The sequence below is a fragment of the Mycolicibacterium smegmatis genome, from assembly GCF_001457595.1.
Lineage (GTDB): Bacteria > Actinomycetota > Actinomycetes > Mycobacteriales > Mycobacteriaceae > Mycobacterium > Mycobacterium smegmatis.
Map to the genome: position 1 here is coordinate 5488549 of NZ_LN831039.1, position 22495 is coordinate 5511043.

Consider the following 22495-nt stretch of genomic DNA (forward strand, 5'->3'; position numbering starts at 1 on the left):
CCTTGCTCCTTCACTAGTTCCCCCGCGCGGGGCTGGCTATGAAACGGTTGATCCTTGCCTTCACCATGTCCGGCAAAACCGTGTTGATCAAGGCGAACGCCTTGCTGCTTACCGACGAGGCGACCACGCGGCGGCGGCCGTTCATCATGGCGTCGTAGCCCTGCTTGGCGACCTGCGCGGGATCGTCCTTGGGGATCCACCGCGCGAGCACCGTGTTCTCCATGCGGTTGCGCGCGAACAGGTTTGTATCGGTGGGCCCGGGCATGAGCGCAGTGACGGTGACGTCGGTGTCGCGCAGCTCGTCCTGCAGCGCCTCGGCGAGCGACTGGATGAACGACTTCGACGCGTTGTAGATCGACTGCAGCGAGCCGGGCATGGCGGCCACGATCGACGATGTGAACAGCACCTTGCCCGAGCCTTTGGCCGTCATGTCGCGCAGCACGCGCTTTGCCAGGTGCACGGTCGATCGGACATTCAGGTCGATGATCGACAGATCGGCGTCCAGGTCGCCCTCGACGAACGACCCGGCTCGCACCGAGCCGGCGTTGAGCACCACGACGTCGGGCACCCGGCCGGACGACGAGCGGTACAGTCGCTCGACATCGGCGGGTTTGCGGAGGTCGACCTGCACGGCCTGGACGGTGGCGCACTCGGTGCCGAGCTTGTCGGCCGCGGGGTAGATGGCCTCGTCGTCGGCCGCCACGATCAGGTCGTATCCGTCGTCGGCAAGCAGCATCGCCAGCTCGAAACCGATGCCGCTCGAGGCACCGGTCACCATGGCCAGCGGGCGTGTTTCAGACATGGGTGGTGGCTACCCGGACCCACAGGAGTCAAACGTCGCGACGCAGCCGCCTGCGCGGCGGAAGGTCACCGTTGGATGTTTTTTGCAGGGTTGCATCCACGTTGCACGTGACGCAGATTACGGTTTGCGGTATGTCCGGTTACCGTGCCTTGTTCGAGTCCAGCATCACCGACCCGGCCACGTTCTGGGCCGACGCCGCCAAGGCGGTGACGTGGACCCGCGACCCGCAGCGCATCCTCGACGACAGCAACCCGCCGTTCTACCGCTGGTTCCCCGACGCCGAATTGAACACGTGCGCCAACGCGCTCGACCGCCACGTCGCAGAACGCGGTGACCAGGCAGCTCTGATCTACGACTCGCCGGTCACGGGCACCAAGCGCACCTACACCTACCGCGAGCTGCGCGACGCCACAGCAAAGGTCGCCGGAGCGCTGCGCGGCCTCGGCGTCGAGAAGGGCGACCGCGTCGTCATCTACATGCCGATGGTGCCCGAGGCTGTCATGGCCATGCTGGCGTGCGCACGTCTGGGCGCCACGCACTCGGTCGTGTTCGGCGGGTTCGCCGCGCACGAACTGGCGGCGCGCATCGACGACGCCAAGCCCAAGGTCGTCGTCGCCGCCTCGTGCGGTATCGAACCGACGCGCATCGTCGAGTACAAGCCGATGCTGGACTCGGCGCTCCAGATCGCCGAGCACACCCCGCAGGCGTGCGTCATCCTGCAGCGCGATCAGAAACCCTGCGACCTGATCGAGGGGCGCGACGTCGACTGGCACGAACTGGTGGCCACGGCCGAACCGGCCGATCCGGTCCCGGTGGCCGCCACCGACCCGCTGTACGTGCTGTACACGTCCGGCACCACCGGCAAGCCCAAGGGCATCGTCCGCGACAACGGCGGACACGCGGTGGCGCTGCTGTGGTCGATGCGCAACATCTACGGCATCGAACCCGGCGACGTGTTCTGGACGGCGTCCGACGTGGGCTGGGTGGTCGGGCACTCCTACATCGTGTATGCGCCGCTGATGCTGGGCGCGACAACCGTTCTGTACGAAGGCAAACCGGTCGGCACACCCGACGCGGGCGCCTTCTGGCGCGTCATCTCCGAACACAAGGTGAAGGCGTTGTTCACCGCGCCGACCGCAGTGCGCGCGATCAAGAAGGAAGACCCCGAAGGCGCGCGCATGCGCGACTACGACCTGTCGAGCCTGAAGTATCTGTTCCAGGCCGGCGAGCGCCTCGATCCGGACACCTACCACTGGGCCGCCTGGAGACTCGGCAAGCCCGTCATCGACCACTGGTGGCAGACCGAGACAGGCTGGGCGATCGCGGCCAACCCGGCCGGCCTCGAACTCATGCCGGTCAAGCCCGGTTCGGCGACCGTGCCGATGCCCGGTTACGACGTGCAGATTCTGCGGGCCGACGGCTCCGTCGCCGATCCGAACGAAGAAGGCGCGATCTGCATCAAGCTGCCGCTGCCGCCGGGCACGCTGCCCACCGTGTGGGGCGACGACCAGCGCTACATCTCCTCGTACCTGTCGGCGTTCGAGGGCTATTACCTCACCGGTGACGGCGGCTACATCGACGAAGACGGCTACCTGTTCGTCATGGGCCGCACCGACGACGTCATCAACGTGGCCGGCCACCGCCTGTCGACAGGGTCGATCGAGGCCGTGCTCGCCGAGCATCCCGCGGTCGCCGAGTGTGCCGTGATCGGTGTGGCCGACGAACTCAAGGGGCAGGTGCCGCGAGGGTTCGTGGTGCTCAAATCCGGTGCGTCCGCCGACAAGCTGGGTGACGAGCTGATCCAGAAGGTACGCGAGAGCATCGGCGCCGTTGCCGTTTTCAAGTCCGTCGACGTGGTGTCGGCGCTGCCGAAGACCCGCTCGGGCAAGATCCTGCGCAAGACCATGCGCGGTATCGCCGACGGCAAGGACGAGCCCGTGCCCTCGACGATCGAGGACCCCTCGGTGCTCGACGACCTCAAGTCGGTGTTGCGCCGGGGCTGATCCAGGCGCGGTTGCTCAGCAGGCGAAGGCCGTTGAGCGCCACCAAGATCGTCGACCCTTCATGTCCGGCCACACCGAGCGGTAACGGCAAGTGGCCGAACAGGTCCCACAGGACCAGCGTGGTGATCGCGGCGCCGGCCATCACGAGGTTCGCGATGACGACGCGTCGGGCCCGCCGCGCCAGTGCGATCACCGCGGGGACGGTGGCGAGTTCGTCGCGGATGGTGACGACGTCGGCGGTCTGGACCGTCAGGTCCGCACCCGCCCTGCCCATCGCGATCGAGGTGTGCGCGGCGGCCATCGCGGGTGCGTCGTTGACGCCGTCGCCCACCACGAGCACGTGCGTGTTGTCGCGCTGAAGTTTCTGCACCGCAGCAGCTTTGCCGTCGGGGAGGAGTTCGGCGTGCACGTCGGCGATGCCGGCCTCCTCCGCCAGTCGTCCGGCGGCGCGACGGTTGTCACCGGTCAGCAGCATGGGTGGGTGTTTGGTCAACTGCGCCAACTGCATCACGGCGGCAGGAGCGTCGGGCCGCAGCCGGTCGGCCAGGCCGATGACACCGACGGGTAGCCCGTCCTCGAGGACGACGACGGCGGTGCCACCGTCGTTCTCGATCGCGGCGCAGTGCTCGCGCACGGCCCCGTCCTTCCCCGCGAAAGCTGCGGGGCTGACGACCTCGACGACGTGCCCGGCCACACGCGCGCGCACGCCCCGGCCCGGAAGTGCCGTGAAGTCACCGGCCTCAGGTACCACGCGCCCGCGCGCCGCCGCGACGATCGCGCGCCCCAATGGATGCTCACTGAACTGTTCTGCGGCAGCGGCCATCCCGAGCACATCGGCACCGTCAATGAGCACGGTCACCCGCGAGATCACAGGCTCCCCCGACGTCAACGTCCCGGTCTTGTCGAGCACCACCACGTCGGTATCGGCCAACCGCTCCATCGCGACCGCAGATTTCACCAGCACGCCGTGCCTGCTCGCGTTCGCGATCGCCGACAACAGCGGCGGCATGGTCGCGAGCACCACCGCGCACGGCGACGCCACGATCATGAACGTCATGGCGCGCAACAGCGTCGAGCGCAAATCGGCGCCGAACATCAGCGGCACGGTGAACAACGCGAGGGTCGCGACAACCACGCCCGCCGAGTAGCGCTGCTCGATCTTCTCGATGAACAGTTGCGTGGTGGCCTTGGTCGCCGATGCCTCGGCCACCATCGCCACTATGCGCGCCACCACGGTCTGCGAGGGTTCGCGCGTCACCTCGACGCGCAGCGCACCCGAACCGTTGACGGTCCCGGCGAACACGTCGTCGCCGACGTCCTTCGCGGCGGGCAGTGGCTCCCCGGTGATCGAGGACTGGTCGACCTCCGAGGCACCGCCGATCACTGTGCCGTCAGCCGAGATTCGCTCGCCCGGACGCACCACGATGACGTCGCCGGGCCGCAGATCGGCGGCGGCGACCACACGTTGGGACCCGTCGCCGAGGAGGGTGGCGTGCTCGGGAGCGAGGTCGAGCAACCCGCGCACCGACCGCTCGGTCCTTGTGGTCGCCACATCTTCGAGCGCGCCCGACGTCGCAAAGATGACGATCAACAGCGCACCGTCGAACACCTGCCCGATGGTGGCCGCACCGATCGCTGCGACGATCATCAGCAGGTCGACGTCGAGTGTGCGGTTGCGTAAGGCCCGCACGCCGACCCACGCGGGTTCCCAGCCACCGACGACGTAGCAGGCCAGGTACAACGTCCAGACCACGGCCTGCGGTGCTCCGAGGAGTTGCGCGGCCAGTCCGGTGAGAAACAGTGCGAGTGCCGCGGCGGCCCACCGAACGGAGGGCACCGTCCACAGCCAACCGCCGGATCGCGGTCGCGCCGGGCGGGCCGAAGGTGCGGGTTCGACGGCGGGATACAGCGCGGTCATCGAGCACCCTTCGTTGGATTGACGAACGCATACGTTTATACATGTAAAGATTTAAATGTATCAATGCTCACTTGCGTGCCATGCGAGAATGGGCGCATGGGTCATGGTGTCGAGGGGCGTTCCACGCCCGCCGCATCGCTCGATGCCGCGTCAGCGGTCAAGGTCGCCGAGACACTGCAGGCCCTGGCGTCTCCCAACCGATTGCTGATCTTGACTCGGCTGCGCGAATCCCCCTGCTCGGTCACCGAACTGTCGGCGGCGGTCGGGATGGAGCAACCTGCGGTGTCCAACCAGTTGCGCCTGTTGCGGACGCTGGGACTGGTGACCGGAGACCGGTCGGGGCGCAACATCGTCTACCGGCTCTACGACAGCCACGTCGCGCAACTGCTCGATGAGGCGATCTACCACATCGAACATCTGCGACTCGGCGTTCGCGACGGCACCGCCTGAGCCAGATCCGGCTGCGGGCAAGAGAATTTCATTTGCCGTCACACACTCGTCACACATCTGAGGCTGCGGCGGCAAAACGCCGGGCGATCACTGGAATCCTTTATTTTCGCCCTGAGCCGAACTATCGTTGAGTTGTTATAAGTTGATATCCGCCTGAGCTCGGGCGATTTGCTACCGCGCAGTACCAGCGACGCTTGGGCACGTTAGGAGTTGAGCAACGATGCGCATCGCAACCAAGGGAAACTGCACCTGTCGCTGCAACGCATGCGACGGAGGCCACCACTGCGGAAACCCGCCGAACTGCAACGTGCGGCGCTGACGCCGTAGGTGACCTGCCGCCGACCATCGCGCGGCAGGTCATCCCATACCTCTGAGCCCATCGATCACGCCGATCGATCGGGCTCTTTCGGTTTCACGCCAGACACTCCGCGTGTCCGTATGCTCACGCTGTGCTCACCGCGCTCCTCTGGGGCCTCGTCGCTGCGTCCTCTCTGCTCGTCGGAGCCGTGGCCGGCACCGTCCGCGACTGGAACGAGCGTCTGGTCGGTCTGGTCCTCGGCTTCGGTGCCGGCGCGCTGATCTCCAGCATCTCGTTCGAACTCGCCGAGGAAGGCGTTCGGGTCAGCGGTGCTCTGGCCGTCGCACTCGGCCTGGCAATCGGCGCCGTCGTGTTCTACGTGGCCGACAAGACGGTGGATCGCATGGGCCGCACCGGTGGCGGGGCGGGCATGCCCCTGCTGTTGGGGGCGCTTCTCGATGGCATACCGGAACAGGCCGTGCTCGGTATCGGCATCGCGGGCGGCGCCGGGGTGAGCATGGCACTCCTGGTGGCGATCTTCGTGTCGAACCTGCCCGAGTCGATCGGATCGGCCAGTGACATGAGGAGCGCCGGCCACCCGGTACGCACGATTCTCGGTGGCTGGGCGGCGATCTCGGCACTGTGCGCGGTAGCCACCGTGGGCGGCTACCAGTTGCAGAAGGTCGCCGGTGCGGCGCTGCAGGGCGGGATCAACGGATTCGCCGCGGGGGCACTGCTTGTCATGCTCGTCGGGTCGATGATTCCCGAGGCCACGCAGAAGGCCCGTGAGAATGCCGGACTCGCGGCAGTTCTCGGATTCGCCGTCGCCGCCGGTCTGTCGCTCGCCACCTGACGCGAAGGGCGTTACGTTCAGCAGGTGGCTCCCCAATGGCACCTGGGCCCCGTGACCGTCGGGGTCCACGGATTGTTCGTCGCGCTCGCAGTGTTCGCCGCGGTCCTGGTGTTCAGCCACGAGGCCCGTCGACGCGGCGCGGTCAACGAGCAGTCGATCGTGGCGGTGGCCGGTGCGCTGATCGGCGGCGCGATCGGCATGCGACTGTCGGGCTGGGCCCAGCACCTCGATCTCAGCGCGAATCCGAGTCTGGCACAGGCCTGGGAGTTCGGCTCCCGCAGCATCCTCGGTGGACTGCTGGGCGCCTACATCGGCGTACACGTCGCCAAACGTCTCGGCGGCTACCGCGGCAAGACCGGCGATCTGTTCGCACCGGCGGTCGCGCTGGGCATGGCCATCGGCCGCATCGGTTGCCTGCTCACCGAGGCCCCCGGGCGGCCCACGAACCTGCCATGGGGCATCCACGCGCCGGCCAGCACTCCGGAATGTCCCGCGTGCCTGACGGGTCAGGCCATGCATCCGTCATTCGTGTACGAGATCGTGTTCCAGCTGGTTGCTTTCGCGGTGCTGCTGTGGCTGCGCAACCGCATCACCCACCCCGGCGAGTTGTTCGTCATCTACATCGCCGCCTACGCGGTGTTCCGATTCTTCGTCGAGTTCTTCCGCGCCAACGAAACAGTGTGGCTGGATCTCACCCGGCCACAATGGTTCCTGCTGCCCACGTTGCTGATCATCGGGTTTCGGCTGTGCTACGGCTACCGGCACGGTTACTATCGGCGCGCAGCCCGCAGTGAGGAAGTGCCGGTATGACCCCTCCCCCATCACAGCCACCCGAGCCACCGCCTGCTGCCGGTGAACCGCCAGAAGACGACGGGCCGCAAGACATTCCACCCGCCTACGAGTACGACGTGCGCCCTCCCGGCGCACCGCACGTACCGCCGTATGCCCCTCCGGCCGGGCCTCCACAAGGGCCTCCACAAGGGCCTCCACAAGGGCCTCCGCAGGGGCCTCCGCCGACACCGCCACCACCGCCGCCGGCCGGACCACCCATCGGGTATCCACCACCGCCGCCGGGATACTCGCAGCCCTACCCGGGGGACTATCCGTCGTCACCCCCGCCGCCCGGATACGGTAGGCCACCGTCACGGATCTCGGTGGCCATGGTCATCATCGGCCCGTTCATCTACGCCGCGATCAACCTGGTGGTGGGGTTCATGGCGCTCATCGCCGGGGGCATGCTCGAAACTCAGACCAGCAACTCCAGCATCATCTTCGGCGTCGCCGCGCTCGGCCTGCTGCTCATCGCGTTCGGCGGAGGCACACTCCTGCTCCGCCGCAACAACCCTCAAGCACGCGGCCTCGGCATCGGGCTGATGATCGGCTGGGCGCTCATGTCCGTACTCACCGCCGGGTTCTGCACCGGCATCAACCCGGAGATGTATACCTGATATGACCACCGGCATGGGGCTGCGCGGTGACCGCCTGCACCGTTACGTCACCGCGTTCTGCCCGCACTGCCACGCCGAAGCGCCCGAGCGCCCACTGGCGGACGTGCAGCGGCTCGCCGCGATGCTGATCGAGCGCGACGGACGGATCTGGCTCGAACGTGGCTGCCCGACACACGGTTTGGTGCGCACCCTGTACGACGAGGATCCCGAGATCCTCTCCTACCTCGAGGAGTGGACGGCACCCACCAAGGCCCACACCCCCGATGTCGCAGGCAACTTCGACCCGGTCCCGTCGGCATATCTGCGCGGCCTGCCGGAGATGCAGACCCAGCACACCTGCATCCTGCTGGAGGACATCTCCGAGGCGTGCAACCTGCGCTGCCCCACGTGTTTCACCGACAGTTCCCCCGACCTGCGCAACGTGGTCCCGGTGGCCGAGGTGCTCGCCAACATCGACCAACGCCTCGCGCGCGAGAACGGCCGCATCGACGTGCTGATGCTCAGCGGTGGCGAGCCCACGCTGCACCCGCAACTACCCACACTGCTGGCCGAGCTGGTGAAGCGGCCCATCACCCGGATCCTGGTGAACAGCAACGGCGTTCGCATCGCCAACGATGACGCTCTGCTCGACCTGCTGACGCTGCACCGAGAACGCGTCGAGGTGTATCTGCAGTACGACGGGTTGTCCGCCGAGACACACCGCCACCACCGCGGCGGCGATCTCGGAAGGCTGAAACAGCAGGCCCTGCAACGGCTGTCCGAGCGCGAGATCTTCACGACCCTGGTGATGACCGCGACCCTGGGCGTCAACGACCACGAGATCGGGGCCATGGTCCAACTGGCGCTCGACACCCCTTACGTCGGCGGGCTGACCATCCAGCCCCAGTTCGGTTCGGGCCGTTCGGGTGCGATCGACCCGATGGAGAGGCTCACGCACACAGGCGTCCTGAAACGTATGGGTCCCCAGACCGACGGCGCGGTCACGTGGCGCGATCTCACCGCGCTGCCGTGCTCGCACCCGCACTGCTGCTCGGTGGGGTACCTGGTGCGCGACGACAGCGACCGGTGGCGCTCGCTGGTATCGCTCATCGGAGCCGAGAGCCTCAAGGACAAGCTGGGACTGGTGGCCAACCGCATCGCCGACACCGAGATTCCACGCGAACTCCGCCTGGCCGTGCAGGAATCGCTGCTCGGACTGCTCTCCGAGCAGTCCTCGTTGTCCCATCCGGAGATCGGTGACGTGTGGCGCAACATCTGTGAGAACTGCGATCTGGGCATGTCGACGCTGTTGACGCTGGCGTCGTCGGCGCTTCCCGGCCGCAGGCGCAAGATCCGCAGACTCCTCGGCGAGCGCGTCGTGCGCCTGACCGTCAAACCGTTCATGGACATGTCGACGATGATCGAGGAGCGCCTCATCCAGTGCTGCGTGCACGTCGGGACCCGCTCGACCGAACAGCATCAATGCGCGCCGTTCTGCGCCGTACAGGCCTGGCCCGCACTGAGCCGCCAACGCCTGTCGCTCGCCTCCCAAGCCACGATGCCCGCGTTACCCCTCATCGAGATCCGATGAGCGAACCCGTCGGGCAACCGTACGATCCGCTACGACTGTGTGTATATGCCACGGTCGCGTTGCTCGCGTGGCTTCTCGGCCCTTGGGCCGTCGCGGGGTTCGCCGCACTGGGCCTCGTCGGCTACGTCCGGGCGCGACGAGCAGGGCTGATGCACAGCAAATGCGCCTTGCGCGATACGCGGCTGGTGATCGGGTACCTTGGCGTGATCGCGGCGGTCGCGGTAGCTGCGATCGTGGCCAGCTATTGGCCTCGCTGAGCGGATCCGAGGCTGACGGCTGCGTAAGAGAACTCTCAGGGGCCCCCGGCAGGTTTCACAGAATCCTCTAATACTGCTAACTTCGCTAATGAAGTGGGCATCCCCACTGTCGGGGGCCTGCAGTAAATCGGAGAACTCAGGAGTGAATGCCTTGAAGATCACGAATCTCAGTACGGCCGTGGCCGCTGCGGCCGTCGCCGCCGCCGCCATCCTCGGCACTGCGCCTGCCGCGTTCGGTGATGCCAGCGCCGTCACCACCTCGACGCTCGGTAGCGCGGCAAAGCTGAACAACGGTGACGTCGTCCAGGCCTGGACCGTGACCGACCTCAAGCCCAGCAGCGACACGATCCCCTACGAGGTCCGCGGCAAGCTGTGGGAGGTCACCGCCACCGATGAGGCCGTCCAGGGCAACGTGACCCCCATCGTCTCCAACTTCAACGTGCGGGCTGCCGACGGCACCAACTACCGCGCACTGTTCCAGGTCGCCACCCCGCAGGGCGTGAACCCGTCGACCATCCCGCAGGGCGAGAAGGCCAGCGGCAAGATCTACTTCGACGTGACCGGCCCCGAGCCCACCACCGTCGTCTACAACGCCGGCGGCAAGGACCTGCTGGTGTGGGACAAGCCCGCCGCGTCCACGACCGCCCCGAGCGGTACCGGCCAGAGCCGCCCGGCCACGGCGTCGTCCCCGGCGACCGCCGCTCCCGCGGCCGCGGCCGCGGCCGAGGCCGAGTCCGAGGCTGTGACCGACGCAGAGACGGAGGCCACCCCGGCTCCGGCCGCGGCGTCGACCGCCGAGGGCGGCACCGAGGCCACCCCGGCCGGCGCGGGCAGCCGCGCCACCGACCTGCCTGCCGCCACCGCGGCGGAGGCCGAAACCGAGGCGACCGCGACCGACGCCGAGACCACCCCGGTGACCGAAGAGACCCCGGCCGCCCCCGCTCCCGAAGGTACGACGCCGGTTTCGCTCGGCACGCCGGCCGCCGAAGGCACCCCGGCCGTCGAGGGAGCACCCGCCGGCGCCTCGGCGGGCAACGTCGCGACCGCGGTTCCGCCCGCCGCCCCGGCCGAGGGCGCTCCGGCCGAGGTTGCCGATCCCGCGCTGGTCCCGGCCGGTGTCCAGCCGACCACCACCGTGCCCGCCCCGGCGCCCACCACGGCTCCGGTCAGCCACGGCCCCGCTGCCTGATCTGATTTACAAAGCGAACGGCCGGAAGTGGGAAACCACTTCCGGCCGTTCGCTTTCGAGTCTCAGCTGATCGACAGCGCGATACCGTCCAGAATGTCGTGCTCGCTGACGACGAGTTGGTCGATGCCGGCACGGTCGGCGAGCACCGCGGCGAGTTCCTCGACGATCACGGCGCCACCGCCGATGACGTCGGCCCGGCCCTGGTGCATCGGCCCCAGGGCGAGGCGCTGCTCCTTGGTCATCCCGATGAGCTCGTCGCAGACCCGCAGCAGACCGTCGAATCCTATGCGGGACAGGTGGATCTGCTCGGGATCGTATTCGGTCATGTTCTGCGCGAGCGCCGACAACGTCGTCATGGTGCCTGCCACGCCCACCCAGGTGCGAGCCTCGTTCACCGGCACCACTTCCAGTGCCTGCGCCAAGCCTGCGCGGACCACGGCCCGCGCGTCGGCGATCTCGTCGGCCGTGGGCGGGTCGCTGTGCAGGCACCGCTCCGTGAGCCGCACACAACCGATGTCGGCCGAGAAACTCGCCTGCACGGCGTCGGTGCCCAGCACGAGTTCGGTCGAACCGCCCCCGAGGTCGACGACCACGAAAGGTGCAGCGGCAGGGTCTAATTCGCCGACAGCACCGCGGAACGACAGCTCGGCCTCCTCGGTGCCGGTGATGACCTCGGCCACGGCGCCCGGCACCACCTTGCCCAGCAGTCGTGCGGTCATCGAGAAGAACTCGTCGCGGTTGCCCGCGTCGCGCGCGGCCGACGTGGCGACCATGCGCACGGCCGACACCGAGTGTTCGATCATCAACGCGACGTAGTCGGCGAGCGCAGCTTCGGTGCGCGCCAACGCTTCCGGCGCGAACTGCCCGGTGGCGTCGACATCCTGGCCCAACCGCACGATCCGCATCTCGCGGTGCACGTCACGCAGTCGTGCGCCGTCGGGTTCGGCGATCAGCAACCTGATCGAGTTGGTGCCGCAGTCGATGGCACCGACGCGGCGGTCGTTCACACCCATGTGTCGCGCTCCAGAATCCCGGCCATCGCGGGCTCGGCGGCCAGCACAGCCAATGCCTCGTCACCGAACGGGTTGACGCCGGGGCCTTTTGCCAGCGAGTGTGCGATCACGACGTGCAGGCACTTGACCCGGTCGGGCATGCCGCCGCCGGTGAACGTGGTGCCCAGCGGTTCGATCGCGTCGCGCTCGGCGAGGTAGGACTCGTGGGCCCGCCGGTAGGCCGCGGCCAGTTCGGGGTCCTGCGCCAGGCGTTCGGTCATCTCGCGCATCATGCCCGAGGACTCCAGCCGGCTCGCGGCCGCCGTCAACGCCGGGTGCGTCAGGTAGTACAGCGTCGGAAACGGGGTTCCGTCGGGCAGCCGCGGCGCGGTCTTCACCACGCCCGGTTCACCGTTGGGGCACCGATAGGCGATCTCGAGAACCCCTCGCGGCTCGCGGCCCAACTGCCGCGCCACCACGTCGAGGTCGGCGGGGTCAACCACCGGGCGCGGGTGGGATCGGCGCCGGCTCACCCGGGGCGGGCGGGACCGGCGGAGCGGGCGGGATGGTGGGCGTGACCCCGTGCGGCTGATCGGCGATCGTGTGCCACAGCGAGGTGTACCAGGGCTGCCCCGCGGGCACCGTGGCACCGGGCTTCTCGGGTTCGGGCTCCTGGGTCACGACGGCGTTCGGCGGAAGCTGCACCTGGAACGGGGTGTCACCGGGCATCACGAAACCCAGCCGCTCCCTGGCCTGGGCCGCGATGTAGACCGGGTCGGCGAGCTTGACCTTCTGCTGTTCGAGCTCGGCGATCTGGGCGCGCAATTGCTCCTCGCTCGCTTTCAGTTGCTTCATCTCGGTCCGCTGCGCGAAATACGTGCGCACCGGCCCGGCGATCGTCAGCGTCAGCACGCACACGACGGCAGCCAGGATGGCCGCGCGTCGTGCCGCCGAACCGAACCGCTGTTCGGACTGCAGCTCGGCCTGCTGTTGCGCCTGTACCGCAATGGCTTTGGTGACCGACTCGTCCGGTGCCTGCTCGATCTGCGCGGGCCGGGCCTCGCCGGCCCGGCGCCGTGCCTGCGATGCCCGCGGCCGATTCGCGTCGCCGTTCTTCCCCGGCTTCCCAGGTCGGGGAGCCGGGGCGCGTCGCCTCGGATCGGGCCGCTTCGGGTCGGGCATCGTCGTGATCAGGCGCCGGGGACGGCCGGCGGCCTACTTGGCTTCGAGCCGCGGGAACGCCAGGTCGCCGGCGTAACGCGCAGCGTCACCGAGGGTTTCCTCGATACGGAGCAACTGGTTGTACTTGGCGACGCGCTCGCTGCGGGCAGGCGCACCGGTCTTGATCTGGCCGCTGCCCACGGCGACCGCAAGGTCGGCAATGGTGGTGTCCTCGGTCTCGCCGCTGCGGTGGCTCATCATGGTGCGGTAGCCGCTGTTGTGCGCCAGGGAGACCGCGTCCAGAGTCTCGGTGAGCGTGCCGATCTGGTTGACCTTCACCAGCAGCGCGTTGGCCGCGCCGCGCTGGATACCGTCCTCGAGGCGCTCGGGGTTGGTGACGAACAGGTCGTCGCCGACCAGCTGGATGCGGTCACCGATCGCGGCGGTCAGCGACACCCAGCCGTCCCAGTCGTCCTCGGACAGCGGGTCTTCGATCGACACCAGCGGGTAGGAGTCGAGCAGACCTGCGTAGAACTCGGCCATCTGCTCGGCCGTGCGGGTCTCCTTCTCGAACGCGTAACCCGAACCCTCGGTGTAGAACTCGGTGGCGGCCACGTCGAGCGCCAGCGCGACGTCGCTGCCCAGCTTGAGGCCGGTGGCCTCGATCGCCGACGAGATCAGGTCAAGTGCGGCCTTGGTGCCCGCGACGTCGGGGGCGAAACCGCCCTCGTCGCCCAGACCGGTGGCCAGGCCCTGGTTCTTGAGCACCGACTTCAGCGAGTGATACACCTCGGCGCCCCAGCGCAGCGCCTCCTTGAACGACGGCGCACCGATCGGGGCGACCATGAACTCCTGGACGTCCACACCGGTGTCGGCATGCGCACCGCCGTTGAGGATGTTCATCATCGGGACCGGCAGGATGTGCGCGTTGGGTCCGCCGATGTAGCGGAACAACGGCAGACCGGCCGACTCCGCGGCGGCCTTCGAGACGGCAAGCGAGACACCGAGAATGGCGTTCGCGCCCAGACGGGACTTGTCCGGCGTGCCGTCGAGGTCCAGCAGGGCCTGATCGACCAGGCGCTGATCGTCGGCGGACAGCCCGATCACCTGCGGGGCGATCTCGTCGAGAACGGCCTCGACGGCCTTCTCCACACCCTTGCCGCCGTAGCGCGAACCGCCGTCGCGCAGCTCGACCGCTTCGTGCTCGCCGGTCGATGCGCCGGAGGGCACCGCGGCCCGGGCGAAGGTTCCGTCGGTCAGGGCGACTTCGACCTCGACCGTCGGATTGCCCCGGGAATCGAGGATTTCGCGGGCTCCAACCTGCTCGATGATGGGCACTGGTATCTCCTTATCGCGTCCTTGGCGTGCTCGGCGCTCCTGCAAGAGCCTAACGGCAGGAATGTCAGAGGGCGTGACCGGCGGCGTAGGCGGTGGCCCAGTCCCGGACCGCGCGGGCGTACTGGTCGGAGTAGTTGTAGGCGCGCAGCGCCCTCATCCAGCCGCGCGGGTCGGAGAGATTCTTGCCGTACCAGCACAGCACCCCGGCCGCCGACAGCGCCGCGTCGTCGAAATTGTCCGGGTCGACCTTGCCGTCGTTGTTGGCGTCGACACCGAAGTGACCCCAGGTCTCGGGGATGAACTGCATGGGTCCCATGGCCCGGTCCAGCTCGTCGTCGCCGTCGAGCAGGCCGCCGTCGGTGTCGGCGATGCGCATGTTGCCTGCCGTGCCGTCGAGCAGGACGCCCCGGATCGGTGGGCTGACGTCGCTGTTCTGCGTGATCATCGCGCCGCGGTAGGTGCCGTGGTGGCTCTCCACCATGCCGATGCCCGCCAGCGTCGTCCACTTCAGGTTGCAGTTGGGGTTCTCCACCTCGGCCACGCGCGCGGCGTACGCGTAGGCCTCGAGGGCCTTGACGGGGATGCCCAGCGCGGGGGCGCGCTCGGCGGCCCATTCGCGCAGCGCGTCGGCGGGCCGGCCCTTGGCGTAGGTGTCGATCGCGGGGACCGGGTCACCGCCGGGGGGCGGCACACCTTCGGGGATCGGGGTGCCGAGCTGCCACGAGCAGCTGGAAGCCATCAGCAGTGCTGTCGCTGCAATCACTGCGACAGCCCGCAGCCAACGAACTGGCGACACCGAACTCCCTCAAACCCGCGTCATCTCGCTCCCCATGGTCGCATGCGAGCGAGAGCGCGTTCCGATGGCTGGCGGCGCGGCGAAGACCTGCCGCATTCGAACCGCCCCCTGCTAAGGTGAGCCACGCCTTGCCAAGGCTAGCCAAGGCTTACGGCTTTACCCCGCTCGACAGAGGACGCTTGATGACCCCCATCACGGACGTTCCGACCAGCTTACTGGCCGCATCCAACATCACATCACAGCTGCTCGGAAGCGGCTTGATCGGTCTGCGCGAGGGGCTGGAAGCCGCGATCGTCGTCTCGATCCTCGTCGCGTTCCTGGTCAAATCCGACCGCAGGGACGCTCTCAGATGGGTGTGGCTGGGAGTTAGCTGTGCGATCGCTGTGACCGTCACGGTGTTCCTCGTCATCCAGTTCGGGGAGAACACCATCAGCGGGCTCGGGGCGGAGGCCGTCGCCGGGATCGCGTCGCTTCTGGCCGTCGTCATCGTCACCACGATGGTGCTGTGGATGAAGAAGGCCGCGGCATCCATCGCCGGCGAGCTGCGCGGTGAGCTCGCGCGGGCGCTGGAGACCGGCGGGCCCGCGGTCGCGCTGCTGGCGTTCCTCGCCGTGGGGCGCGAAGGCGTCGAGACGGCGTTGTTCATGGTCGGCTACGCAGAGGCCGAGACCCTGTGGCCGCTGACCGGGCTGATCATCGGCGTGCTGGTCGCCGTAGCCATCGCCTACGGCATGTACGCCGGCGCGGTGCGCCTGGACCTCGGCAAGTTCTTCAAGTGGACCGGCATCTTCCTCATCGTGGTGGCGGCCGGGATCCTCGCCTACGCCACCAAGGCACTGCAGACCGTCGGATGGCTGCCCGGCCTGGGTAGCAAGGCGTTCGACGTCAGCGGGGGCGGAGGCTGGTTCAACTGGTCTGCCTGGTACGGCGAGGCCATCCAGGGCATCTTCAACATCGATCCAACGCCGACCGTGCTGCAGTTCGCGGCGTGGCTGACCTACATCGTCGTCGTGCTCGCGCTGTTCCTGAAGCCGGGCCGCGCTGCTTCGCCCGCATCCCCAGCGCCCTCCGAGCCGATCGTCGACCCGGAGGCACCCACCACATCCGAAAGGTCGACCACGTGAAGATGATGCCTGCTGCCAAGACAGGAGTCGCCGCCGCCGCGGCGCTGCTTGCCGGGTTCTCGCTCGCCGGCTGCCAAGCCAAGGAGAGCGCCAACAGCGGCGACACCGCGAGCGGCGAGAAGTCCAACCAGATCACCGTCGAGGCCTCCGACACCGAGTGCAAGCTCTCGGGCACCGAGGCCGCGACCGGCCCCAGCACCTTCGTCGTCACCAACAACGGCTCCAAGGTCACCGAGTTCTACGTCTACGGCGAGGGCGAGCGTGTCATGGGCGAGGTCGAGAACATCTCCCCAGGCCTCAAGCGTCAGCTCATCGTGCAGCTCACCCAGCCCGGCACCTACCAGACCTCGTGCCGCCCCGGCATGGTCGGCGACGGCATCCGCGGCGACTTCGTCGTCACCGGCGAGGCCGTGCAGATCGACACCGAGGGCAAGTTCAAGGAAGCCGCCGACAGCTACAAGCGTTACGTCAACAGCCAGACCGACGCACTGATCCCGGCCGTCGAGGAGTTCGTCGCCGCGATCAAGGCCAAGGACGTCGAGAAGGCCAAGTCGCTCTACCCGACCTCGCGCATCTACTACGAGCGCATCGAACCGGTCGCCGAGTCGTTCCCCAACGATCTGGATCCGCGCATCGACCTGCGCGAGGCCGACCTGGAGCCGGGCCAGAAGTGGACCGGCTTCCACCGCCTCGAGAAAGACCTCTGGGTGACGGGCCTGCAGCCCGACACCGACGCCATCGCCGACCAGTTGGTGGCCGACGTCAAGGAACTCGACGCCGGTGTGAAGGCCCCCGACTTCACCATCGACTCCACCCAGATCGCCGGTGGCGCACAGGGTCTGCTCGACGAGATCTCGATCAGCAAGATCACCGGTGAAGAGGACATCTTCAGCCACACCGACCTGTGGGACTTCCGCGCCAACGTCGAGGGCTCGCAGACCGCGGTGGCCTCGGTGCGCCCGATCCTCGACGAGCGCAACCCCGATCTGGGCAAGCGCGTCGACCAGCGCTTCGCCGATGTGGAAGCGCTGCTGGAGAAGTATCGTGAAGGCGATGGTTTCGTCACCTACGACAAGGTGACCGAACCGGAACGCCAGGAGCTCTCGCGCGCCATCGACGCGCTGAGCAAAGAAGTGAGCCAGGTGCAAGGTGTCATCGCCCAGCAGTGACCCTTCCGGCGGGCAGTCGCCCGCCTCTGAGGCGACCCCCGCGCAGCCGTCGGGCATATCGCGACGCAAGCTGTTCGGCGCTGCCGGGGTCACCGCTGCGGTGGTCGGCGCGGCCAGTGCGGGTGCACTGGCCGGCCGTGCCTCCGCGGCCGCCAACGCCCCGCACGGGGCGCTGAGCGGTCCGGTGCCGTTCCGCGGTGAACGGCAGGCCGGCATCATCACCGAGGCACAGGACCGCATGCACTTCTGCGCCTTCGACGTCACCACCGACAGCCGCGATGACGTCATCGCGCTGCTCAAGCAGTGGACCCAGATGGCCGAGCGCATGACCAAAGGCGAGGAGACCGAACCCGACGGAGCCGTCGGCGGCAACCCCTACTCCCCGCCCACCGATACCGGTGAGGCCCTTGGCCTTCCGGCCTCGCAGCTGACACTGACCATCGGGTTCGGCCCCGGCTTCTTCCGCAAGGACGGCAAGGACCGCTTCGGTATCGCCGACCAGCAACCCGCCGAGCTCAAGCCGCTGCCGAAGTTCCCCAACGAGACCATGGACCCCGCCCGCTCAGGCGGCGACATCTGCATCCAGGCCTGCGCCAACGACCCGCAGGTGGCCGTCCACGCCATCCGTAACCTGGCCCGCGTCGGGTTCGGCACGGTCGCGGTGCGCTACTCCCAGCTGGGGTTCGGACGCACCTCCTCCACCACGCGCGATCAGGCGACCCCGCGAAACCTGTTCGGGTTCAAGGACGGAACCAACAACATCAAGGCCGACGAGACCGACCTGCTGAACCAGCACGTGTGGGTCGCCGACGGCGACGGCCCGGCCTGGCTGACCGGCGGCACCTATCTGCTGACCCGCCGCATCCGCATGCGCATCGAGAACTGGGACCGCACCACGCTGCTCGAGCAGGAACGCGTGATCGGCCGGCAGAAGGGCAGCGGCGCACCGAACGGCCTGCAGGACGAGTTCGAGGAACTCGACTTCGACATGACCGACGCCAAGGGCAAGCCGATGATCGACGTCGACGCCCACGTGCGCCTGGTGTCCCCGCAGAACCTCGGCGGCATCGAGATCCTGCGCCGCGGATACAACTTCACCGACGGCACCGACGGCTTCGGCCACCTCGACGCCGGGCTGTTCTTCATCGCCTTCGTGCGAAGCCCCGAGAAACAGTTCATCCCGATGCTCAGCGAGATGTCCCGTAAGGATGCGCTCAACGAGTACATCACCCACACCGGCACGGCCATCTTCGCCTGCCCGCCGGGTATCCCCGAGGGTGACTCGTCTGCGTACTGGGGTTCGACGCTGTTCTCGTGAGTCCTTGGTTTCGTGTCGTGGCGCCCGGAGCGACGTAAATGTCGTTGCCCAGCGGGTTTGACGACGTTTTCGTCGCTCTCGGTGGGTTCTTGCGGGTCGGCTTTGTCTCTTTGGCCGGTTCAACGCCCCCACCCCCCGCGAGTGTGAAACCTCAGCGATTCCACTCCGCCATTGTGAAACCTCTGCTACTTTCCGGCCGATTTTTCGCAGAGGCTTCACACTCGCGAAGCTTTGCTCAGATCTGCCTCGCTAACCCTCATCTCTCGTGGCCGTCTGTTACCTGAGGACAAGCCAAGGACACCGGCGACCTTGCCCGGGCCTTCACAGACATGATCCTGTACGCCTGCGTCAATAAAGTTGTCGAGGGTCGGTTACTTTTCGATCTCAGCTTGCTCACAACCATGCCCCCCGCGTGGTCGACGCTTGCCCAGGGCACGACATATCCCGATCTGGCACGGATGTACCACGACCTTTTTGCGGATTACGGTCGTTAGCGAGCCGAATGCCACGCGTTCAGACCCTTGCATGAAAGCCGGGTGTTGACGCCGTTCGAGCATCCAGCTCCCGAAACAACACGCGATACAACATTTTCGGCAAACTTCGATCTTTTCAAACGCAAAGATGCTGCTCGTTACGTCATTCGACGGACAGCGGAGCGCGGCTTTGCCGACTTAAAGTCCCTCCTACAAAACTGAACTTTTCCTGAGAGGGGCAGGCAAATGGCAAGGCATCGCCGTAAGAAGATGACCAAGGCAGCCGTTGTCGGCACGGCAATCGCCGCGACCCTGGGCGTGGGAATCACGCCCACCATGGCCAACGCGGTCTCGAGCGACACCTACTTCATCGGCTTCCCCGATTGGCTCCCGATTGGCGCTTCGAACTCGGTGGATGCCGACGCCGACGCGATCTACCAAGCGATCGTCGGATCGAAAGACTCCAGCCCCATTGTTGGTTGGGGCACAGGCGGAGTGAAGCTCGATCCGAAGTGGGTCCAGTGGTACAACCCGAACCTCGGCGGGTTGAGCCTGGGGGACATCAACCTCGGTGACCTGTCCTCAGGTGACCTCACAGCTCTGCTGGGTCAAATGGATCTCGGTCAGCTCACCAACTCGGACAAAGACCAGTACTACACGCTGCCCACGTGGGGCCAAACCGGCACCAAAGAGGTTATGGTCGATAACCCGGTGTACCAGAAGGCGTTTGAGGAAGCGCTCGCTGAGGTCATGGAGCAGGATCGCGACGCGATCCTGGCGGCAGAGAAGATCGAGCTGACTATCTCCTACTCCGTGCCTGAACCGGACTGGTGGGGTAAACAGACGACTGTCTCCATCCCGTTCCTCGGAAGCCTCACGGTCGGGCTTGCGCAGCAGTTCGGTCCATGGTCTCAGCAGAAGATCAACGGCCAGTCTGTGACTTCGATATCGACAACCGTGTCGATCGACAACCCGTTCAAGAATGATCCTGCGGCGCTCGACAAGTTCCTCGAAACCGGGAAGTATGACGGCACCTACACCGTGCCCACCATCGACCCCGTCACGGCCCTGGGGCTGAAAAGGCCGTCAGGGACACTCGCCGGCGCCGCGTATGACTACATCGTCAAGACCTGGTTGAAGCCGATCAACATCGACCCGGTCAACTACACCTTCGACCGCACGAAATTCAATCTGCCCGGCGGAAGTTGGGAAGAACGCGCAGAAGACCTGATCGATCCGGAGATTCCGAAGCAGATCCCCGAGACCCAGCCCGTGTACGGCTGGCTTCCCGGCGGGTGGACCACGAACACCTTCGGTCAGTGGGTGTCTCCCACGGATCAGCTGGCGAACCTGGACCTGAGTGCCCTGGCCGGCCTTGCCAACGGCGACTTCGATCTCTCGACCCTGGCCGGCCTGGCGAACCTGTCGCCGCAGACGATCGCGTACTTCCTGTCGGGTGACCTGGGATTCCTTGCCCCGCTGCTGAACTGGACGCTGTACGCCCAGAACATCAACCTCATCGCATACGGTGACGGCGCCATCGCCACGGGTGAGGCGTACCGCCGCTTCATCGAAGCGGTGACGAGCGGTGAGATCAAGGCGGGAGAACCGCGGACCGATGGCCGCTACATCGTCTTCGACGTCGATGAGGACGGCAATCCGATCCTGAAGGTGGTGAACCACTCCACGGGCAACGGGGGCCTCGATGACATCATCGTGTCGTACCCGCTGCCGAACGACCTCGAGTTCCCGGACATGCCGGTCGATGCGAACGGGAACCCGCTGTACCCGTCGTACACCGAAACCCCCGGCGGCGTCATTGATGTCACGCTGATGACGCTGGCGTTGCTGCGCAACCCGGGCCGGCCCAACGGTGGTCTCTACGCCCGGTTTGCGCCGATCTACCAGGAGCTCACAGGCGTCAATCCGATCAGCCCCGAGCGCAAGGACGTGCTGTACGGGCTGCCGGATGACACCGTCGCCAAGCTGCTCAAGGGCGACGTCTCAGGCATCGGGCTCAGCGATCTGAACGACCTGCTGGTCTTCCTGAATGACGCCAACGGCAAACCAATGGTGATCACCATCAAGGCCGACGCCACATGGGAATACGACCTGCTCTCGGACGCTCCGGTGACGGCCAACCCGATCGCGTGGGCCAACTCGGTGGCGTCGTCGATGCTGGTGTTCACGTACGGTGCCGAGCTGATCAACCTCGCCACCAACCGTGAGGGCGGCGTGGGCGTGGTTGCCTACCAGGTGCCCGACGGGGAGTACGACGCCGGCAGCTTCTACGCCACGCTGACGTCCCAGGGCCTGCCGCTGCTCGCGCCGGCACGCCTGGTCGCCGGATTGCTCAGTGCGGCAACGGGTGAGGACGTCAACACTCCGCTGGCCGACGCGCTGGAGCCGGTGCTCAAGCTGCTGGTGAACACCAGCTACACCGATGCCGTGCGCAACGAGGACGGCACGTGGACACGCACGCTCGACCAGATGCACGTCCCGACGCTGTTCGGCACCCAGACCATCTCGCGTCAGCAGGCCGCCTTGCTGGCCGGAGACATCTTGGCCGAGTTCGGCAGGGGCGTGGGTGCGGAATACACCGACGTGGTCCAGCGGGTCACCGCCCGTGTCGTGAAGTTCCTGGAGGACAACGACATCAAGGTGCCCACCGAGATCAAGGAGGCCGCGGCCAAGCTCGCGACCGAGCCGGGCAAGGTCATCCAGACAGTCAGCCGTGAGGTCGGCACCGGGGTCAGCAAGGTTCTCGGCGCGGTCGACGCCAAACTGCCCGAAACCCCGGCACCCACACAGGAGCAGCTGGCCGAGGGCCAGAAAGAGGTCGGCCAGGCGCTCGCGGAGGTCAACGAGGCCACCGAGGGAGCGGTGACCAAGGGCCTCAAGGACACCACGGCCTTCATCAACGACCCGATCACCCCGGTCCTCAAGGCAGGCAAGGACATCGAGTCGAAGGTGACCAAGCGGATCACCAAAACCCAGAACAGCCTCGCCAAGGCGCAGGTCCGGGCCGGCAAGGTCACCGAGAAGCTCCAGAAGGGCGACATCAAGGGTGCCGTCAAACAGGTCGGCGAGAACGTGCAGAACCGCGTCGACCGCCTGAAGAAGGACATCAACAACGGGGTCAAGAAGATCACCGGCAAGGACAAGACGAAGAGCACGAGCAGCAGCACCGACTCCGACAAGGACAAGGGCGGCAGCGAAGACTAGGGGGAGGAAAGGGTGTGCCCCCTCTCGCAAGGGAGGGGGCACACCTATGCCTGAGGGTCCGCGAGTGTGAATCGTCAGCGAAAGAGTCGAGGGGTTTTCGCTGACGCTTCA

General features: G+C 67.0%; 19 protein-coding genes. 12 read left to right on the forward strand and 7 right to left on the reverse strand.

Translation table 11 applies throughout. The annotated features are described in order from the left end of the window. Positions 1-13: 13 nt before the first annotated feature. Positions 14-802, reverse strand: coding sequence for an SDR family NAD(P)-dependent oxidoreductase (locus AT701_RS26380; protein WP_058126901.1), 789 nt, complete (start codon positions 800-802; stop codon positions 14-16). A 131-nt stretch (positions 803-933) separates the two neighbouring features. Between AT701_RS26380 and AT701_RS26385 the strand changes: the two genes are divergently transcribed. Then, positions 934-2805 carry a propionyl-CoA synthetase gene (locus AT701_RS26385; RefSeq protein ID WP_003896800.1) on the forward strand — a complete coding sequence of 624 codons (1872 nt, stop codon included), beginning with the start codon at positions 934-936 and terminating at the stop codon, positions 2803-2805. On the opposite strand, the gene ctpD is transcribed toward AT701_RS26385, so the two are convergent. Further along, positions 2780-4723: a cobalt-translocating P-type ATPase CtpD gene (ctpD, locus tag AT701_RS26390; protein WP_058126902.1), complete on the reverse strand. Its 1944-nt coding sequence runs from the start codon at positions 4721-4723 to the stop codon at positions 2780-2782. The genes AT701_RS26385 and ctpD overlap by 26 nt on opposite strands. A 96-nt stretch (positions 4724-4819) precedes the next feature. Between ctpD and AT701_RS26395 the strand changes: the two genes are divergently transcribed. From AT701_RS26395 to AT701_RS26430, 7 genes are all read left to right on the forward strand, one after another. Continuing rightward, positions 4820-5173, forward strand: coding sequence for an ArsR/SmtB family transcription factor (locus AT701_RS26395; RefSeq protein ID WP_003896802.1), 354 nt, complete (start codon positions 4820-4822; stop codon positions 5171-5173). Positions 5174-5622: 449 nt separating this feature from the next. Beyond that, positions 5623-6324, forward strand: a complete 702-nt coding sequence (locus AT701_RS26405) for a ZIP family metal transporter (RefSeq protein ID WP_036453714.1) — start codon at positions 5623-5625, stop codon at positions 6322-6324. Between the two features lie 24 nt (positions 6325-6348). Next, entirely contained in the window at positions 6349-7134 is a 786-nt protein-coding gene (locus AT701_RS26410) for a prolipoprotein diacylglyceryl transferase (RefSeq protein ID WP_058126904.1), read from the forward strand. A 350-nt stretch (positions 7135-7484) separates the two neighbouring features. Further along, positions 7485-7772 carry a hypothetical protein gene (locus AT701_RS26415; RefSeq protein ID WP_223496027.1) on the forward strand — a complete coding sequence of 96 codons (288 nt, stop codon included), beginning with the start codon at positions 7485-7487 and terminating at the stop codon, positions 7770-7772. A 1-nt stretch (position 7773) separates the two neighbouring features. Beyond that, complete coding sequence (locus AT701_RS26420; RefSeq protein ID WP_058126905.1) at positions 7774-9342, forward strand: radical SAM protein; 1569 nt, start codon at positions 7774-7776, stop codon at positions 9340-9342. Beyond that, positions 9339-9599 (forward strand): hypothetical protein, encoded by a 261-nt coding sequence (locus AT701_RS26425; protein WP_003896808.1) that lies wholly within the window; start codon positions 9339-9341, stop codon positions 9597-9599. The genes AT701_RS26420 and AT701_RS26425 overlap by 4 nt, the downstream gene beginning before the upstream one ends. Positions 9600-9741: 142 nt before the next feature. Beyond that, a complete protein-coding gene (locus tag AT701_RS26430; RefSeq protein ID WP_058126906.1) occupies positions 9742-10788 on the forward strand; it encodes an MPT63 family protein in 1047 nt (348 codons plus the stop codon). A gap of 62 nt (positions 10789-10850) precedes the next feature. Here the strand turns inward: AT701_RS26430 and AT701_RS26435 are convergent, their stop codons facing one another. The 5 genes from AT701_RS26435 to AT701_RS26455 all read right to left on the reverse strand — a co-directional run bounded on the left by AT701_RS26435 (position 10851) and on the right by AT701_RS26455 (position 15075). Beyond that, entirely contained in the window at positions 10851-11801 is a 951-nt protein-coding gene (locus tag AT701_RS26435; RefSeq protein WP_058126907.1) for a Ppx/GppA phosphatase family protein, read from the reverse strand. After that, positions 11792-12283, reverse strand: coding sequence for a DUF501 domain-containing protein (locus AT701_RS26440; protein ID WP_058126908.1), 492 nt, complete (start codon positions 12281-12283; stop codon positions 11792-11794). The genes AT701_RS26435 and AT701_RS26440 overlap by 10 nt, the downstream gene beginning before the upstream one ends. Continuing rightward, positions 12276-12962, reverse strand: a complete 687-nt coding sequence (locus tag AT701_RS26445) for an FtsB family cell division protein (protein WP_058126909.1) — start codon at positions 12960-12962, stop codon at positions 12276-12278. Before AT701_RS26445 ends, AT701_RS26440 begins: the two co-directional genes overlap by 8 nt. 33 nt (positions 12963-12995) lie before the next feature. Further along, complete coding sequence (eno, locus tag AT701_RS26450; protein WP_003896814.1) at positions 12996-14279, reverse strand: phosphopyruvate hydratase; 1284 nt, start codon at positions 14277-14279, stop codon at positions 12996-12998. Positions 14280-14343: 64 nt separating this feature from the next. Next, entirely contained in the window at positions 14344-15075 is a 732-nt protein-coding gene (locus AT701_RS26455) for a lytic transglycosylase domain-containing protein (protein WP_058126910.1), read from the reverse strand. Positions 15076-15257: 182 nt separating this feature from the next. Between AT701_RS26455 and efeU the strand changes: the two genes are divergently transcribed. The 4 genes from efeU to AT701_RS26475 all read left to right on the forward strand — a co-directional run bounded on the left by efeU (position 15258) and on the right by AT701_RS26475 (position 22384). Beyond that, positions 15258-16199, forward strand: a complete 942-nt coding sequence (gene efeU / locus AT701_RS26460; RefSeq protein ID WP_058126911.1) for an iron uptake transporter permease EfeU — start codon at positions 15258-15260, stop codon at positions 16197-16199. Between the two features lie 2 nt (positions 16200-16201). Then, a complete protein-coding gene (efeO, locus tag AT701_RS26465; RefSeq protein WP_301349063.1) occupies positions 16202-17368 on the forward strand; it encodes an iron uptake system protein EfeO in 1167 nt (388 codons plus the stop codon). Continuing rightward, entirely contained in the window at positions 17349-18686 is a 1338-nt protein-coding gene (efeB, locus tag AT701_RS26470; protein ID WP_058126913.1) for an iron uptake transporter deferrochelatase/peroxidase subunit, read from the forward strand. Before efeO ends, efeB begins: the two co-directional genes overlap by 20 nt. A gap of 743 nt (positions 18687-19429) precedes the next feature. Continuing rightward, positions 19430-22384 (forward strand): alpha/beta hydrolase family protein, encoded by a 2955-nt coding sequence (locus AT701_RS26475; RefSeq protein WP_058126914.1) that lies wholly within the window; start codon positions 19430-19432, stop codon positions 22382-22384. Positions 22385-22495 lie beyond the last annotated feature (111 nt).